Origin of the sequence: Streptomyces sp. NPDC088762, assembly GCF_044750905.1 — a bacterium.
In the GTDB taxonomy this organism is placed as follows: domain Bacteria; phylum Actinomycetota; class Actinomycetes; order Streptomycetales; family Streptomycetaceae; genus Streptomyces.
Genome location: NZ_JBIVKT010000005.1, coordinates 71035 through 85108 on the forward strand (window position 1 = coordinate 71035; position 14074 = coordinate 85108).

Annotated in this window: 15 protein-coding genes; 4 read left to right on the top strand and 11 right to left on the bottom strand. The window is 72.9% G+C overall.

All coding sequences use genetic code 11. The features are described 5' to 3' along the window. Positions 1–95: 95 nt before the first annotated feature. Positions 96–950, bottom strand: coding sequence for an alpha/beta fold hydrolase (locus ACIP5M_RS14565; RefSeq protein ID WP_401196492.1), 855 nt, complete (start codon positions 948–950; stop codon positions 96–98). 330 nt (positions 951–1280) lie between these two features. On the opposite strand from ACIP5M_RS14565, the gene ACIP5M_RS14570 reads away from it, so the two are divergent. Continuing rightward, positions 1281–2057: a GntR family transcriptional regulator gene (locus ACIP5M_RS14570; protein ID WP_401196494.1), complete on the top strand. Its 777-nt coding sequence runs from the start codon at positions 1281–1283 to the stop codon at positions 2055–2057. 119 nt (positions 2058–2176) lie between these two features. Here ACIP5M_RS14570 and ACIP5M_RS14575 read toward each other — a convergent pair whose 3' ends face one another. Continuing rightward, complete coding sequence (locus tag ACIP5M_RS14575; protein WP_401196497.1) at positions 2177–3334, bottom strand: ROK family transcriptional regulator; 1158 nt, start codon at positions 3332–3334, stop codon at positions 2177–2179. Between the two features lie 104 nt (positions 3335–3438). On the opposite strand from ACIP5M_RS14575, the gene ACIP5M_RS14580 reads away from it, so the two are divergent. Both ACIP5M_RS14580 and ACIP5M_RS14585 read left to right on the top strand, forming a co-directional pair. After that, positions 3439–3588: a hypothetical protein gene (locus tag ACIP5M_RS14580; RefSeq protein WP_401196500.1), complete on the top strand. Its 150-nt coding sequence runs from the start codon at positions 3439–3441 to the stop codon at positions 3586–3588. A gap of 166 nt (positions 3589–3754) precedes the next feature. Continuing rightward, a complete protein-coding gene (locus tag ACIP5M_RS14585; RefSeq protein ID WP_401196502.1) occupies positions 3755–4192 on the top strand; it encodes a hypothetical protein in 438 nt (145 codons plus the stop codon). Positions 4193–4210: 18 nt separating this feature from the next. Here the strand turns inward: ACIP5M_RS14585 and ACIP5M_RS14590 are convergent, their stop codons facing one another. The 6 genes from ACIP5M_RS14590 to ACIP5M_RS14615 form a co-directional block, all read right to left on the bottom strand. Next, entirely contained in the window at positions 4211–5419 is a 1209-nt protein-coding gene (locus ACIP5M_RS14590) for a serine hydrolase domain-containing protein (protein WP_401196505.1), read from the bottom strand. 105 nt (positions 5420–5524) lie between these two features. Further along, positions 5525–6061, bottom strand: coding sequence for a G/U mismatch-specific DNA glycosylase (gene mug / locus ACIP5M_RS14595; protein ID WP_401197189.1), 537 nt, complete (start codon positions 6059–6061; stop codon positions 5525–5527). Next, entirely contained in the window at positions 6058–7491 is a 1434-nt protein-coding gene (gene purB, locus ACIP5M_RS14600; protein WP_401196508.1) for an adenylosuccinate lyase, read from the bottom strand. Before purB ends, mug begins: the two co-directional genes overlap by 4 nt. A gap of 71 nt (positions 7492–7562) precedes the next feature. Then, a complete protein-coding gene (locus ACIP5M_RS14605) occupies positions 7563–8345 on the bottom strand; it encodes an SGNH/GDSL hydrolase family protein (RefSeq protein WP_401196511.1) in 783 nt (260 codons plus the stop codon). A gap of 66 nt (positions 8346–8411) precedes the next feature. Then, positions 8412–9431, bottom strand: coding sequence for a hemolysin family protein (locus ACIP5M_RS14610; RefSeq protein WP_401196514.1), 1020 nt, complete (start codon positions 9429–9431; stop codon positions 8412–8414). After that, a complete protein-coding gene (locus ACIP5M_RS14615) occupies positions 9428–10768 on the bottom strand; it encodes a hemolysin family protein (RefSeq protein WP_401196517.1) in 1341 nt (446 codons plus the stop codon). The genes ACIP5M_RS14610 and ACIP5M_RS14615 overlap by 4 nt, the downstream gene beginning before the upstream one ends. Positions 10769–11005: 237 nt before the next feature. Here ACIP5M_RS14615 and ACIP5M_RS14620 point away from each other — a divergent pair, with 237 nt between their 5' ends. Further along, entirely contained in the window at positions 11006–11470 is a 465-nt protein-coding gene (locus ACIP5M_RS14620) for a GNAT family N-acetyltransferase (RefSeq protein ID WP_401196518.1), read from the top strand. Between the two features lie 16 nt (positions 11471–11486). Here ACIP5M_RS14620 and ACIP5M_RS14625 read toward each other — a convergent pair whose 3' ends face one another. The 3 genes from ACIP5M_RS14625 to ACIP5M_RS14635 all read right to left on the bottom strand — a co-directional run bounded on the left by ACIP5M_RS14625 (position 11487) and on the right by ACIP5M_RS14635 (position 14069). After that, on the bottom strand, positions 11487–12143 hold the full coding sequence (locus ACIP5M_RS14625) for a class I SAM-dependent methyltransferase (protein WP_401196520.1): 657 nt from the start codon (positions 12141–12143) through the stop codon (positions 11487–11489). Positions 12144–12292: 149 nt separating this feature from the next. Further along, positions 12293–13393 carry a sensor histidine kinase gene (locus tag ACIP5M_RS14630; protein ID WP_401196523.1) on the bottom strand — a complete coding sequence of 367 codons (1101 nt, stop codon included), beginning with the start codon at positions 13391–13393 and terminating at the stop codon, positions 12293–12295. Then, on the bottom strand, positions 13386–14069 hold the full coding sequence (locus tag ACIP5M_RS14635) for a response regulator transcription factor (protein ID WP_401196525.1): 684 nt from the start codon (positions 14067–14069) through the stop codon (positions 13386–13388). The genes ACIP5M_RS14630 and ACIP5M_RS14635 overlap by 8 nt, the downstream gene beginning before the upstream one ends. Positions 14070–14074 lie beyond the last annotated feature (5 nt).

Sequence of the window (14074 nt, forward strand, 5' to 3'; positions counted from 1 at the left end):
CAGGGGCCGGCGGGCAGGGGCCGGACCAGCGTGCCGCCGCACACCGGCCCGGCCGCGTCCGCCACGCGAACCCCGGATGAACAGCCGTCAGCAGCTCAGGCGGCGCGGTGCGTTGCGGCGCTGCGGGCCGTGTCCAGGATCACCCGGGCGACGAGCGCCGGATCGTCGTTCATCGGCACGTGTCCGCAGCCCGGAAGCCGGACCAGCCGGGCGCCGGGGAGGGTGTGCTTGGCGCGCACGCCCTGGCGGCGCAGCAGCAGCCGGTCGCGGGTGCCCCAGGCGATCGTGACGGGCAGGCCGGGCACGTCGTCGGTGAACCGTACGGAGCCGCCCGCGGCCAGGGTCTGCTCGAAGCCGGTGGCATCGCGCAGCGCGAGGGTCTCGGCGACGACGGCTGCGGGTGAACGGCGGGCGGGACGTGCGTAGATGGTGCCGGTGAGCGCCGTACGGCCGACGGCGGTGCGCGAGAGCCGGTCCACGGCGGGGCGGGGCAGCGCCTTGGCGCCGGCGCGCATCGCGAGGAGGGTGGCGAAGGCGTAGCGGCGTTCGGCCTCGGTCCAGAACCCGGCGGGGGAGAGGGCGGTGACCGACCGGACCAGGCCGCCGCGGCCCATTTCGAGCGCGAGCAGGCCGCCGAGGGAATTGCCCGCGACGTGGGGGCGCTCGACGCCGAGCGCCGTGCAGAGCGCGCCGAGCGCGGGGGCGACGGTGCCCAGGCCGTACGGAACCCCTTCGGGCAGCGGCTCGGAGGCGCCGAAACCGGGGAGGTCGACCGCGATCACGTCGTGCTCGGCGGCCAGGATGTCGGTCACCGGCTCCCAGGCCTGGAGGTGGTGGCCGATGCCGTGCAGCAGGAGAAGCGGTTCGCCGGCGCCCTTGCGCTCGTAGGCGACGGTGGTGGTGCGCGGGCCCAGCGGCGAATCGATCGGGAAGGAGACGGTGGCGGTCATGCTGCTCCTCGTCGGTGGACGGTGTGAGACAGGCTGTCAGTAATGCCACCGCCATGATTACCGTCCGGTAGACCTTGACTACAAGCCTTCGGGACATACGAGAACATCCCGTGAACGCCTTGATACGTATGCCCGATCTGCCCGACAAAGGGCCGAGCATTGGTCTTGACCAAGGGGGTGGGCCGTCCTATCGTCGCAGGGATAGTGCAGGAACCTTTAATAAACAAAGGCGCGGAACTGCCGCTGGAAGACGCGGCGAGTACGGCGACTGCGGCCAGTGCGGCGAGTGCAGCCGGCGCGGCCGGTGCGGCGACGGCAGGAGGAGTCAGGGTGGGGACCACGCAGCTCGAAACGGTGCCGGAGCCGAAGTACTGGCACCTCAAGACCGTCCTCAGCGAAGCGCTCGACCAGGACTTCGCCGTCGGTGAGGTCCTGCCCAACGAGCGTGAGCTCGCGGCCCGTTTCGGAGTCGCCCGCGCGACCCTGCGCCAGGCGCTGGAGCAGTTGGAGCTCGAGGGGCGGCTCCAGCGCCGCCGCGGAGTCGGCACCACCGTCGCCCCGCCGCGGGTGGGTGTCGCCGTCGGCAGCACGCAGCACGGCTGGCCCGCCGAGGGCGTCGACGGCTGGGAGCCGGTGGACGCGGCCGAGACCCTGCCGCCGGCCGCGGTGCGCGCGCTCCTCGGTACGGGCGGCGCCGGCACCTTCGCCGCCGACCAGCCCGTCCACACGGTGCGCCGGACCCGGGTCGCCCAGGGCCAGGCCGTCGCCGCCGAACTGCTCTACGTACCGGCCGCCTCCGTGCCCGGGCTCAGCACCATCGAGGCCCCGGCCGGCCCCGCCCGCGCCCGGGCCGTCCTGCGCGAGCTCCAGCGGCTGGTCCTCGAGGGCCAGGACCGCTCGGTGGAACTCGGCTCGGCCCGCGCCGACGACGCCAAGGAACTCGACCGGCTGCCCGGCGCCCCGGTCCTCCTCGTCACCACCCGGTACTTCACCGCCGCGGGCACGGCCGCCGTGTCGGTGGCCACCTACCGCGCCGACACCTGCCGCCTGACCTTCGGCGACTCGGGCGACGTCCAGATCACCCACGAACCGCGCGTGGCTTCCTGACGCCCTCCCGACCCCCTCCCGACCTCTCCCGATGCCCGCCGGCGCCGCCGTCGGGCATCGCCGCACCCGGGGCCGTCGGCCGGGCGGGGCAGTGCACGGCTCCTGCTGGGAGGCGTCGGTCAGCGGCGGCGGGTCGTGACCGTTTTCTCCACCGCGAAGAGTTCCTCCTCCACGTGGTCCATCGCGAGTCGCAGCGCGCCGGTGGCCACCGCGGCTTCGCCGAGCAGGGACAGGGCCACCCGCGGGGGGCGCAGGCAGTAACGCTCCAGCTCCCGGCGGAGGGGGTCCAGCACGCCGTCGAGCCCGGCCGCCCAGCCGCCGACGACGACCAGCTCCGGATCCATCGCCAGCACCAGCGCGGCCACGTCGTGCACCAGCCGCTGCAGGAACCGCTCCACGGCGGCCACCGCCCGCTCGTCGCCCCGTTTGGCCTTCGCGAAGACCTCGGCGACGGCGGGTTCGTCCAGCGGATGCAGCGGTTCACCGGTCGTCGACAGCAACTTCTCGGGGGTGACATCCCGCCCCAGCAGGTGCAGCGCGCCGATCTCGCCGGCCGCGCCGCCGAAGCCGCGGTGCAGGCGGCCGCCGATCAGGGACCCCGCGCCCGGGCTGAGGCCCGCCATCACGAACACGATGTCGTCGGTGTCCCGCGCGGCCCCCTTCCAGTGCTCGGCGACCGCCGCAGCGTTGGCGTCGTTCTCGACTCGTACCGGGCAGCGGAACGAGCGCCGCAGCCGTTCCCCGAGGGGCAGACCGGTCCAGCCGGGCAGTGCCGTACCGAGGCGGACCGTCCCGTCCGCCTCCACGATCCCGGGGCTGCCGACGCCCACAGCGCGCAGTGAGTCCCGGGGCACACCGGCCCGGCGCAGCAGATCCGCGACCGCCGCCCGTACCCGCTCCAGCCGCTCGTCGGCGGAGGCCGACTCGGCGACGTCCTTGGTCCCGGCGCCGATGACCCGCCCGTCCAGCCCGGACAGCAGGACGGCGATCCGGTGCGAGCCGATCTCGATGCCCAGCAGGTGCCCCGCCTCGGCCCGGAAGCGGAACCTCCGAGCCGGCCGACCCTGCCGGCGCGCGCCCTCCTCCGCCTCGGCCTCGACGACGAGCCCCGTGCCGATCAGCCCCTCCACGACCCCCTCGACCGTGGGCCGGGAGAGCCCGGTCACCCGTGTCAGGTCGGTGAGGGTCGGTGCTTCGGCCGCGCGCAGTGCCCGGAGCACCACGGCGGAGTTGATCCGCCGGAGCAGAGAGGGATCCCCGCCGGTCAGCTGCCCCAACGTGTGTCCTCCCAGCCGGCGAGCCTGTCAGCCGGATCGTACTGCGCCCTGGTCACGGCGGCGAGAACGGGCCCCCCATCGGCCGAAGCGCGACCCGGTGGACCGTGGTCGGCATACGGGCCGAGGCGGCCGGAGCGCTCGCCACCCGGCGGGGAGTCCCGCTGTCCGAGCTGTCCGACGAGCGGGCCTCGCTGGAGGAGGCCCACCTCGACCTCACGGCCGGCCGCGGCCAGTTCTCCGCCTCCGCCGCCTGACTCCCGCCCGTCCTTGACCACGTTTCCAACGACCTCGAACGGAGGCCTGCCATGAGCGCGGCCGCCCTGTGGTCGCTCGCGGCGCTGGTCGCCGGCTGGGCGGCGGTGCGGCGCCGGCACGCGTGACGGCAGGTCAGTTGTCAGTGGGGGTCGGAATACTGACGTCATGACCACGGCAGAGCATCTCGACACGATCGATCGGCTCCGGGCGCGGGAGTTCCCGGCCGAGCCGGTCTGGTCCAACGGGCAGAGCAGCGGCCCGGGTTACCACGTGATCCAGGTCGCCCGGACCGCGGACTTCTGGGAGGACGACGGTTCGGGGCGCATCGAGGCGATCGACCAGATCAACGCCGAATACGGGGCGCTGACCCAGGCGCTGACCGACCGGTGGGGAGAGGCCCAGGTTTTTGCCCTGGTATCGCTCAGGGACCGGGGGTTCGCGGGGGAGGAGATACCGGCGCCGTGGGACGAACTGAGCAGCACCAGCGATCACGTCCACCTGTGGCGGGCCGGTGACCACTGGCTGGTCGCCTGTGTGGCCCAGGGGCGAAGAGGTGATCCCTACCTCCTGGTGGCAGCGGTCACGGTGATCGATCCGCCGTAGGCGGGGGCCGGCTTCGGGTCAGCGCATCTTGAGCGAGTGTGCGGGGGCCAGGAGGGCGGCGATGCGTTCGGCGATGACCTGGGCGGAGTTGCCTTCGGGGCTCTTGGGGCCCTTCGTGACGGAGACCGAGATGGAGAGCTTTTCCGGCGGCAGGTAGGCCTGGATGGCCGCATAGCCGGAGAAGGACGGGTTCGACAGGATCCAGCCGTTGACGACGATGACACCGAAGCCGAAGTGGCGGCCGGTCGTGTTGGTCGGGCAGACGTCGGCCGGGCAGTCGGGCGTCGCGCGGCCCAGGCCGACGGTCCCGGGATCCAGCTGGGTCCGGAAGGACTTCGCCGACACCAGTTCACCGGTGCCGATCGCACGGGCCGAGCGGTCCAGATCGCAGATGTTCTGGACGAGGACCGCGCCGGGCGCCGTGGTCCACGAGGGGTTCCAGAAGGTCGACTCCTCGTAGGTGCCGCGTTCGGAGGTGAAGGCGTGCAGGACCGGATCCGGGATCTGCGGGGTGTTCTGGTTGCTGGTCTGGGTCAGCCCGAGCGGCTTCATGACGCGCTCCGTCAGGAGCCGGTCGAGCGGGGTGCCGGTGATCTTCTCCAGGGCGGCGCCGAGGAGCTGGAAGTTGGCGTGCGAGTAGCTCCAGTTGGTGCCCGGTTTGTACAGCAGGGGCTTGCCCGTGGCGATGCCGACCGCCTCGGCCGAGGTCCACGCGCGGAACGGCGCGGCCTTGAGATCGGCCAGGAACTGGGGGTCCGTGACGTAGTCGTGCAGCCCTGACGTGGAACTGCCCAGCATCCGCAGCGTGATCTCCGAGCCGTGCGGCAGGTCCGGGAGCCAGCGGGACACCGGGTCGTCGAGGGAGACCTTGCCCTCGTCGACGAGCTGGAGCAGGACGGTCGCCATGTAGACGATGCCCACGGAACCCGAACGGAAGTGCATGGACGGCTCGGCCGGGACTCCCGTCATGGACTGCCCCAGAGCCGTGGTGAGCACCTGCTTGTCGCCGGAGGAGACCCGCAGGATCACCGAGTTCAGGTCGAAGTCACGCTGTGACTTCCGGGCGATGGCGAGGATCTTGCCGGCGTCGCCCCGGGCGGGGCCGGGCGAGCTGACGCATGACTCCGGCGCCGCGGCGGCCGGGGCCGCAACCGCGGCGGTTCCGGCCGGAAGGGCTGAGGCCATCAGGCCGGCGAGGCAGAGCAAGACCGCGGGTGTACGTCTCACCTTCCCAGTGTGGGCAGGTGCACCGTGCGACGCACTTCGGACAGCGAAAGAGCCGGAGTGGGTCGTGTCGTCAAAGTCCCGCCTGGCGCTACTTCGACGACACTTCTAGGACTCGGCTGCGGCGCGGAGCCTGGCGTACTCCTGGGCCATGGACTCGGCGGTCCAATGGGCGTTGAGGCCACTGGGGTTGGGCAGGGCCCAGATGCGGGTGGAGCCGATCGTCCGCTCCTGGGGGCCGATCTGCGCCCGTCGTTCCCCGAAGGCCGTGCGGTAGGCGGTGACGCCGACGACCGCCAGCCACTGGGGGCGGAGCCGTTCCACCTTGGCCGTCAGGATGCGGCCGCCCTCGCGGAACTCCTCGGCGCTCAGCTCGTCGGCGCGGGCCGTGGCCCGGGCCACGACGTTGGTGATGCCGAGCCGGTAGGTCAGCAGCTCCTCCTGCTCCGAGGGGGCCAGCCGGCGCGGAGTGAAGCCCGACAGGTGCAGGACCGGCCAGAAACGATTGCCGGGGCGGGCGAAGTGGTGACCCGTCGCGGCGGACAGGAGACCCGGATTGATTCCGCAGAAGAGCACACGCAGACCGCCCGCGACCACGTCGGGGACGACGCGGTCGCGGGCGGCGTTCAGCTCCTCGGGGGTCAGAGGATCGACCCCGGCGCGTACCCGGCGGCCTCCGGGTGCTGCTTGGCGATCGCCTCGACGCGCGAGACCACCGCCGCGACCTGGTCGCCCGCGGCGCCCGTGAAGGACAGCTTGTCGGCCATCAGGGCGTCGAGCTGGGCACGGTCCAGCGGCATCCGCTCGTCGGCGGCCAGCTTGTCCAGCAGCTCGTTGCGCTCGGCGCCCTGCTCGCGCATGGCGAGCGCGGAGGCCACCGCGTGCTCCTTGATGACCTCGTGGGCGGCCTCGCGGCCGACCCCGGCCCGCACCGCGCCCATCAGGACCTTGGTGGTCGCGAGGAACGGCAGGTAGCGGTCCAGCTCGCGGGCCACGACCGCCGGGAAGGCGCCGAACTCGTCGAGGACCGTCAGGAAGGTCTCCAGCAGGCCGTCGAAGGCGAAGAACGCGTCCGGCAGGGCCACGCGGCGGACCACGGAACAGGACACGTCGCCCTCGTTCCACTGGTCGCCGGCCAGCTCGCCGGTCATCGAGGCGTAGCCGCGCAGGATGACCATCAGGCCGTTCACACGCTCGCAGGAGCGGGTGTTCATCTTGTGCGGCATCGCCGAGGAGCCGACCTGGCCGGGCTTGAAGCCCTCGGTGACCAGCTCGTGGCCCGCCATCAGGCGGATCGTCTTCGCGATCGAGGACGGGGCCGCGGCCAGCTGCACCAGGGCGGTGACCACGTCGTAGTCGAGCGAGCGCGGGTAGACCTGGCCGACCGAGGTGAAGGCCTGGGCGAAACCGAGGTGGGCGGCGATCCGCTGCTCCAGGTCGGCCAGCTTCGCGGCGTCGCCGCCGAGCAGGTCGAGCATGTCCTGGGCGGTGCCGACCGGGCCCTTGATGCCGCGCAGCGGGTAGCGCTCGAGGAGGTTCTCCAGGCGGTCGTAGGCGACCAGCAGCTCGTCGGCGGCGGTGGCGAAGCGCTTGCCCAGGGTGGTGGCCTGCGCGGCCACGTTGTGGGAGCGGCCGGCCATGACCAGCTCGGCGTGCTCGCCGGCCAGCTTGCCGAGGCGCGCGAGGACGGCGACCGTGCGGTCCCGTGCCAGCTCCAGCGACAGCCGGATCTGGAGCTGCTCGACGTTCTCGGTGAGGTCGCGGGAGGTCATGCCCTTGTGGACGTGCTCGTGACCGGCGAGGGCGTTGAACTCCTCGATGCGGGCCTTCACGTCGTGCCGGGTGACCTTCTCGCGCTCGGCGATGGAGGCCAGGTCGACCGTCTCCAGGACGCGCTCGTAATCGGCGAGGGCCGCGTCGGGGACCTCGATGCCGAGGTCCTTCTGGGCGCGCAGCACGGCGAGCCACAGCCGCCGCTCCAGCGTCACCTTGTACTCGGGGGACCACAGGACGGCGAGCTCCGCGGAGGCGTAGCGGCCGGCCAGGACATTGGGGATGCGGGGCTTGGCAGTCACGTGGAGGGATTCTACTTGGGCATCCGCTGTGCGTTTACGCAGGTAGGGGCACCACTGCCGATTGTGCCTTGCTACGAGAGGTACGAGCCCTCGTAGGGCAGCAGCTCCGGGCGCTTGGCCGGGCGGCCGTCCCCGGAGGAGCGGCCCGTGAGGCGGCGGCCGACCCACGGGATCAGGTGCTGCCGGGCGAAGCTGAGGTCCTGGGCCCGGCGGACGGCCCAGCCCGGCGGCGCCGCGGCGGGCAGTTCCGCGCGCCAGTCCTGCTCGGCGGGCAGGCCCAGCGTCTGCCAGACGGCCTCGGCCACCCGCCGGTGGCCCTCGGCCGTCAGGTGCAGCCGGTCCACGTCCCACATCCGCGGATCCCCGAGTGCCGGGGCCCCGTACAGGTCCACGACCAGCGCGCCGTGCCGTGCCGCGAGCTCCCCGATGAGGGTGAAGAGCTCTTCCATCCGGGGCCGGAAGCGCTCCATCACGGGCCCGTTGCGCCCCGGCGAACGCATCAGGACGAGCTGCTTGCAGGAGGGGGCGAGGAGTTCCACGGCCGACTCCAGATGCGCCCGGACGCGGCCCATGTCCACCTTGGGGCGGAGCGTGTCGTTCAGCCCGCCGACGAGGGTCACCACATCGGCGCCCATGGCCGCGGCCACCGGCACCTGGTCCTCGGCGATCTGCCCGATGAGCTTGCCGCGGACCGCGAGGTTGGCGTAGCGGAAGCCCGGCTGCCGCGCCGCGAGCCGGGCGGCCAGCACGTCGGCCCAGCCCCGGTAGGAGCCGTCCGGAAGCAGGTCGGACATGCCCTCGGTGAAGGAGTCGCCGACCGCGACGAAACTGGTGTAAGACGCATTCATCTCCATGGCGGAGCGATGTTACCGCGCGGTACCCCGACCCCGCAGGGCCGGGGACCGCATCGGCGGCCGGGGTCAGGCGGAGGCGGGGCGTCCGAACAGCTGGCGCAACACGTCCTCCATCGTCACCAGCCCCGTCATGGCACCGTCCGCCCCGAGCACCGCCGCCAGATGCGTACGGCTGCGCCGCATCGCGGTCAGCACGTCGTCCAGCGGGGTCTCGGCGCGCACCTGCGCGATCGGCCGCAGATCGGAAACGGGGAAGGGCTCATCCCGTGCCTCCGCGTCCAAGGCGTCCTTGACGTGCAGGTAGCCGAGGATCCTGCGCTGCGCGTCGATCACCGGGAACCGGGAGTACCCGGACCGGGCCGCCAGCCGCTCCAGTCCGGTGGGCGTGATGCCCTGCTGCGCCGAAACCACCCGTTCCGCCGACAGCACCACATCGGTGACCGGCCGCCGCCCCAGTTCCAGGGCGTCGTGGAGGCGTTCGCTCGCCCGGTCGTCCAGGAGCCCCGCGTTGCTGGAGTCCTTGACCATCCGCGCCAGCTCGTCGTCGGAGAAGGTCGCCGCGACCTCGTCCTTCGCGTCCACCCGCAGCAGCCGCAGCAGCGCGTTGGCGAAGGCGTTGATCGCGAAGATCACCGGCCGAAGCGCCCGTGTCAGGGCCACCAGCGGCGGCCCGAGCAGCAGCGCCGTGCGCACCGGCTCGGACAGTGCCACGTTCTTCGGGACCATCTCGCCGAAGAGCATGTGCAGGTACGTCGCCAGCGCCAGGGCCACCACGAAGGAGATGGCGTGGGTCAGGCCCTCCGGCACCCCGACGAGATCGAACAGCGGGGCCAGCAGGTGCGCGATGGCCGGCTCGGCGACGACACCCAGCACCAGGGTGCACAGCGTGATGCCGAGCTGCGCCGCCGCCATCAACGCCGACACGTGCTCCAGGCCCCACAGGACGGCGCGGCCCCGCCGGTCGTCCTGCTCGGCGTACGGCTCGATCTGGCTGCGCCGGACCGAGATCAGCGCGAACTCCGCGCCGACGAAGAAGGCGTTGACGACCAGGGTCGCCAGGCCGATCAGCAGCTGGACGGCCGTCATCGGCGCGCCTCCCCGTCCTGGTCGCCGGCCGGCTCGGCCGGCATGTGCAGCAGTACCCGGGCGGCCCGCCGCCCACCCGCGTCGACGACGTCGAGCCGCCAGCCGTCCAGCTCCAGGCTGTCGCCGACGGCCGGGATGCGGCCCAGCTCGGTCGCTATCAGACCGGCCAGCGTCTCGTACGGGCCCTCCGGCACGCGCAGTCCGATCCGCCGGAGCTGGTCGGTGCGCGCGGCGCCGTCGGCGGCGTAGAGCAGGCGCCCGGAGGCGTCCCGTCCGGCCGGGGCCAGGTCCGGGGTCTCGTGCGGGTCGTGCTCGTCGCGGACCTCGCCGACGACCTCCTCGACGATGTCCTCCAGCGTGGCCACCCCGGCCGTGCCGCCGTACTCGTCGATGACCACGGCCATCGTCTGCTTCCCGGACAGCCGGTCCAGCAGCCGGTCCACGGTCAGCGACTCCGGTACGAGGAGGGGCTCGCGCAGCAGCTGCGACACCGGGTGGCGGCGGCGCTCCTCGGCGGGCAGCGCCAGCACGTCCTTGATGTGGACGGTGCCGACGACGGTGTCGAGGCTGCCCCGGTACACCGGGAAGCGGGACAGGCCGGTGGCCAGCGTCGCGTTCGCCACGTCCTCGGCGGTGGTCTGCACGTCGAGGGCGGTGACCTGGACGCGCGGGGTCATCACGTTCTCCGCGGTCAGGTCGGCCAGGTTCAGGGTCCGCACGAACAGCTCGGCGGTGTCCTTCTCCAGGGCGCCCGCCTTCGCGGAGTGCCGCGCCAGCGCGACCAGCTCCTGCGGGGTGCGGGCGGAGGCCAGCTCCTCGGCCGGCTCCATGCCGAAGCGGCGCACCATGTGGTTCGCGGTGGTGTTGAGGTGGCTGATCAGGGGCCTGAAGGCCCGGCTGAACACCCGCTGCCAGGTCGCGACGCGCTTGGCGATGGCCAGCGGGGAGGAGATCGCCCAGTTCTTGGGCACCAGCTCGCCGATGACCATCAGGACGACGGTCGACAGGACGGTGGCCAGGACCAGGGCGGTGGAGGAGGCCGCGCCCGCCGACAGCCCCATGGCCCGGAACGGGCCCTGGAGCAGGGCGGCGATCGAGGGCTTGGCGATCATGCCGATGACCAGGCCGGTCACGGTGATGCCGAGCTGGGCGCCGGACAGCTGGAACGTCAGGGTGCGGACGGCGGCCAGCGCGCTGTCGGCCCCGCGCTCGCCGCGCGCGGCGGCTTCCTCGAGCTCGCTGCGCTCGATGGTGGTCAGCGAGAACTCGGCCGCGACGAAGACTCCGCAGGCAAGGCAGAGCAGCAGCGCCACGATCAGCAGGAGCACTTCGGTCATCGGTCGATCACCTCCGTCCCATGATCAGCCAGGAGGAGGGGTATCGCGCGATGTCGCGTACGGGGATGTCGTGGACCGGGAGGCTCGCCCATGGGCGGACGCTCACACACCTTTCGCTCGAGAGGAACTTGGGCTCCATGGTAAAGGACGGGCAAAGCGGGCGGGTCGTTCTTTCGGCCGGTCTCGCAGGACGGAAGTCGGTGGCGGCCCCGGGGCCGGACGTGCTTGGCTCCGATCATGAACCAGTCCGAGCCCCGCCTTCCGTCCGCACACCGGCCCGAGGGCCGGCTCCAGCTCCGGACGGCGGTGCCGGCCGACGCGGAGACCGTCCTCGCCTTCTGGAAGGAAGCCGCCGAAGGAACGTCGATCACGGACGACGTGGACGGCGTGACCCGGCTCGTCACACGCGATCCCGAGGCGCTGATCCTCGCCGAGGAGGACGGGATCCTGGTCGGCTCCGTGATCGCCGGCTACGACGGCTGGCGCTGCTCCCTGTACCGGCTGGCCGTGCTGCCCTCCCGGCGCCGCCGGGGCATCGCCGGCGCGCTGCTCGAGGCGGCCGAACGGCGGTTCCTGGCGGCGGGCGGCCGGCGCGGCGACGCGATGGTGCTGGAGGACAACGAGCGGGCGCACCGGGCCTGGGCCGCCGCCGGGTACCGGCGCGAGGACCACTGGCGGCGGTGGGTGAAGCCGTTCGCGTAGCCGCCCGAGCAGCGGCTCAGTCCATGCGGCGGGCCGCGCCCATGACGCAGTACGAGGTCGGGAGGACCGGTCCGCGCTCGGGCACCCGGAAGCTGCGGTGCGAGACGATCCGGAAACCGGCGGCCTCGATCGAGGCGAGCGGGTCGCGGGCCGTGTGACAGCCGCCGAAGAGACGGGGCCACACGGTCCGGTCCAGGGCGTGCTGGACGGCGGCCATCCCCGGGCCGGGGGCGAGGCCGTGCTCGAAGAAGCGGAGCTCGGCGTCGGGGCGGAGCACGCGGTGCAGCTCGGCGAGGGAGCGGGGCAGGTCCCGTACGGTGCACAGCACCAGCGAGACGACGGCGGCGTCGAAGGCCTCGCTCTTGACCGGGAGGGCTTCGGCGGCGCCGGGCACGATGTCGACGGGGACCTCGGCGCGGAGCGCGGCGGAGGCCGCGCGGCGGCGCAGGGTGCGTTCCGGTTCGACGGCGACGACCTCGGAGACGGCGCGGGGGTAGTGGGCGAAGTTGAGGCCGTTGCCGGCGCCGATCTCGATGACCCGGCCGGACACTCCGTGGAGGAGCTCGGTGCGCAGGGCGCCGAAGCCGGCGCGGGTCTCGGCGATTGCGCCGGCGCGGGCGTAGAACCGGGCGAACAGGGGGTGATGGACGGGATCGCGGGGGCGGCGCGGCATGGCGGACCTCCGGGGCGGGGGCGGGTACCGGTACCTTCCAGCGTGCCCGGTCGGCTGCGCCTCACGCCTGACGGACCGTCTGCGGTGCGGCTGCGCCTGCGCGCCCCGGCCGCGCCCGGCTTCCCGGCGCTCCGCCCGGACCCCGCGCCTCAACCGCCGTCGGGGCCGGATCCGTCCGCCTCGGGAAGCCTCACCGTGACGACGAGGCCGCCGGCGGCGCGGGGGACGAGTTCGAGGGTCCCGCCGTGGGCGCGGACGATGCTGTGCACGAGGGCCAGGCCGAGGCCGACTCCGGCGTGCTCGTCGGTGCGTACGCGCTCCGTTGCGCGCCGGAAGGGTTCGGTGAGGGTCGGTACCAGCTCCGCCGGCACCGGAGGGCCCGTGTTCTCGACCCGCAGCACGCTCGCGTCGTGCCGCGCTGCGGTCCGCACCGTCACGGTGCCCCCGGCGGGGAGGTTGTGGACGACGGCGTTCTGGACGAGGTTCGTCACCATGCGCAGCAGGAGTTCCGCGGAGCCGCTGGTCGGGGCCGTTCCGCCGGTGACGTCGAGGGTGATCCCGCGCTGTTCGGCGAGGGGGAGCAGGGTTTCGGCGGCCTCTTCGGCGACGAGGGACAGGTCCACGCTCCCGCGCGTGAAGGTCCCGCGGTCGCTGCGGCTGAGCAGCAGAAGGGCCTCGGTGAGGCCGATCGCGCGCGTGTTGACGGCCTGCAGGCGTTCGATGAGCTCACCCCGGTCCCGCGTGGGGTCCCTGCGGGCGACGTCGAGCAGCGTCTGCGAGATGGCCAGCGGGGTGCGCAGTTCGTGGGAGGCGTTCGCGGCGAACCGCTGCTGCTCGGCGACGTGCGACTCGAGTTGTTCGAGCATGGTGTCGAAGGCGTCGGCGAGTTCACGGAATTCGTCCTGGCGGCCCTCCATGCCGATCCGGTGGGACAGTGATCCGCTCCCTGCCGTCCGCGCCGCGGCCGTGATCTGCGTGAGCGGTGCGAGCATCCGGCCGGCGAGGACCCATCCCCCGACGAGGCCGAACACCAGCAGGAAGGCCATCGCCACGGCCGCGGCCGGGGCGAAGGTATGCACGAGGAGGTAGCGGTTGGGCGAGATCCCGAGAAGCCCCTGGGAGTTGTCCGGCACGTAGCGCAGCAGGAACACCCACACCACGGCCAGCAGGAGGGCGCCGGCGACGGCGAGGAACCCGGCGTAGCTGAGGGCGAGCTTCAGCCGGGCGCTGAGCCCCGGGCGCCTATGCATCGCACGCGCTGCCGGGGCCGGTGTCGATGCGGTAGCCGACACCCGGCACCGTGGCGATGATCCATGGTTCGCCGAGCCGCTTGCGCAGGGCCGAGACGGTGATGCGGACGGCGTTGGTGAGGGGATCGGCGTTCTCGTCCCAGGCCCGTTCCAGCAGCTCCTCGGCGCTGACGACCCCGCCCTCCGCGGCGACGAGGACCTCCAGCACGGCGAACTGTTTACGGGTGAGCGCGACGTAGCGTCCGTCGCGGAACACCTCCCGGCGGAAGGGGTCGAGGCGCACGCCCGCGATCTCGCGGACCGGGGGCCGGGCGTACGCGCGCCTGCGGTCGAGCGCCCTCAGCCGCAGGACGAGCTCCCGCAGCTCGAACGGTTTGGTGAGGTAGTCGTCGGCACCGAGGCCGAACCCGGACGCCTTGTCGTCGATCCGGTCGGCAGCGGTGAGCATGAGGATCGGGATGCCGCTGCCGGAGGCGACGATGCGCCGGGCGACCTCGTCGCCGGAGGGGCCCGGGATGTCGCGGTCGAGGACCGCGAGGTCGTAGGAGTGGACGCTGAGCAGCTCCAGGGCGCAGTCCCCGTCGCCGGCGATGTCGGCGGCGATCGCCTCCAGCCGCAGACCGTCACGGACGGCTTCCGCCAGGTAGGGCTCGTCCTCCACGATCAGTACGCGCATGTCCG

Coding starts and splice junctions, on each gene's coding strand:
- ACIP5M_RS14605 (WP_401196511.1), bottom strand. CDS start 8,345: ATGGAGATGAATGCGTCTTACACCAGTTTCGTCGCGGTCGGCGACTCC.
- ACIP5M_RS14635 (WP_401196525.1), bottom strand. CDS start 14,069: ATGCGCGTACTGATCGTGGAGGACGAGCCCTACCTGGCGGAAGCCGTC.
- ACIP5M_RS14615 (WP_401196517.1), bottom strand. CDS start 10,768: ATGACCGAAGTGCTCCTGCTGATCGTGGCGCTGCTGCTCTGCCTTGCC.
- ACIP5M_RS14620 (WP_401196518.1), top strand. CDS start 11,006: ATGAACCAGTCCGAGCCCCGCCTTCCGTCCGCACACCGGCCCGAGGGC.
- ACIP5M_RS14565 (WP_401196492.1), bottom strand. CDS start 950: ATGACCGCCACCGTCTCCTTCCCGATCGATTCGCCGCTGGGCCCGCGC.
- ACIP5M_RS14610 (WP_401196514.1), bottom strand. CDS start 9,431: ATGACGGCCGTCCAGCTGCTGATCGGCCTGGCGACCCTGGTCGTCAAC.
- ACIP5M_RS14585 (WP_401196502.1), top strand. CDS start 3,755: ATGACCACGGCAGAGCATCTCGACACGATCGATCGGCTCCGGGCGCGG.
- ACIP5M_RS14630 (WP_401196523.1), bottom strand. CDS start 13,393: ATGCATAGGCGCCCGGGGCTCAGCGCCCGGCTGAAGCTCGCCCTCAGC.
- ACIP5M_RS14625 (WP_401196520.1), bottom strand. CDS start 12,143: ATGCCGCGCCGCCCCCGCGATCCCGTCCATCACCCCCTGTTCGCCCGG.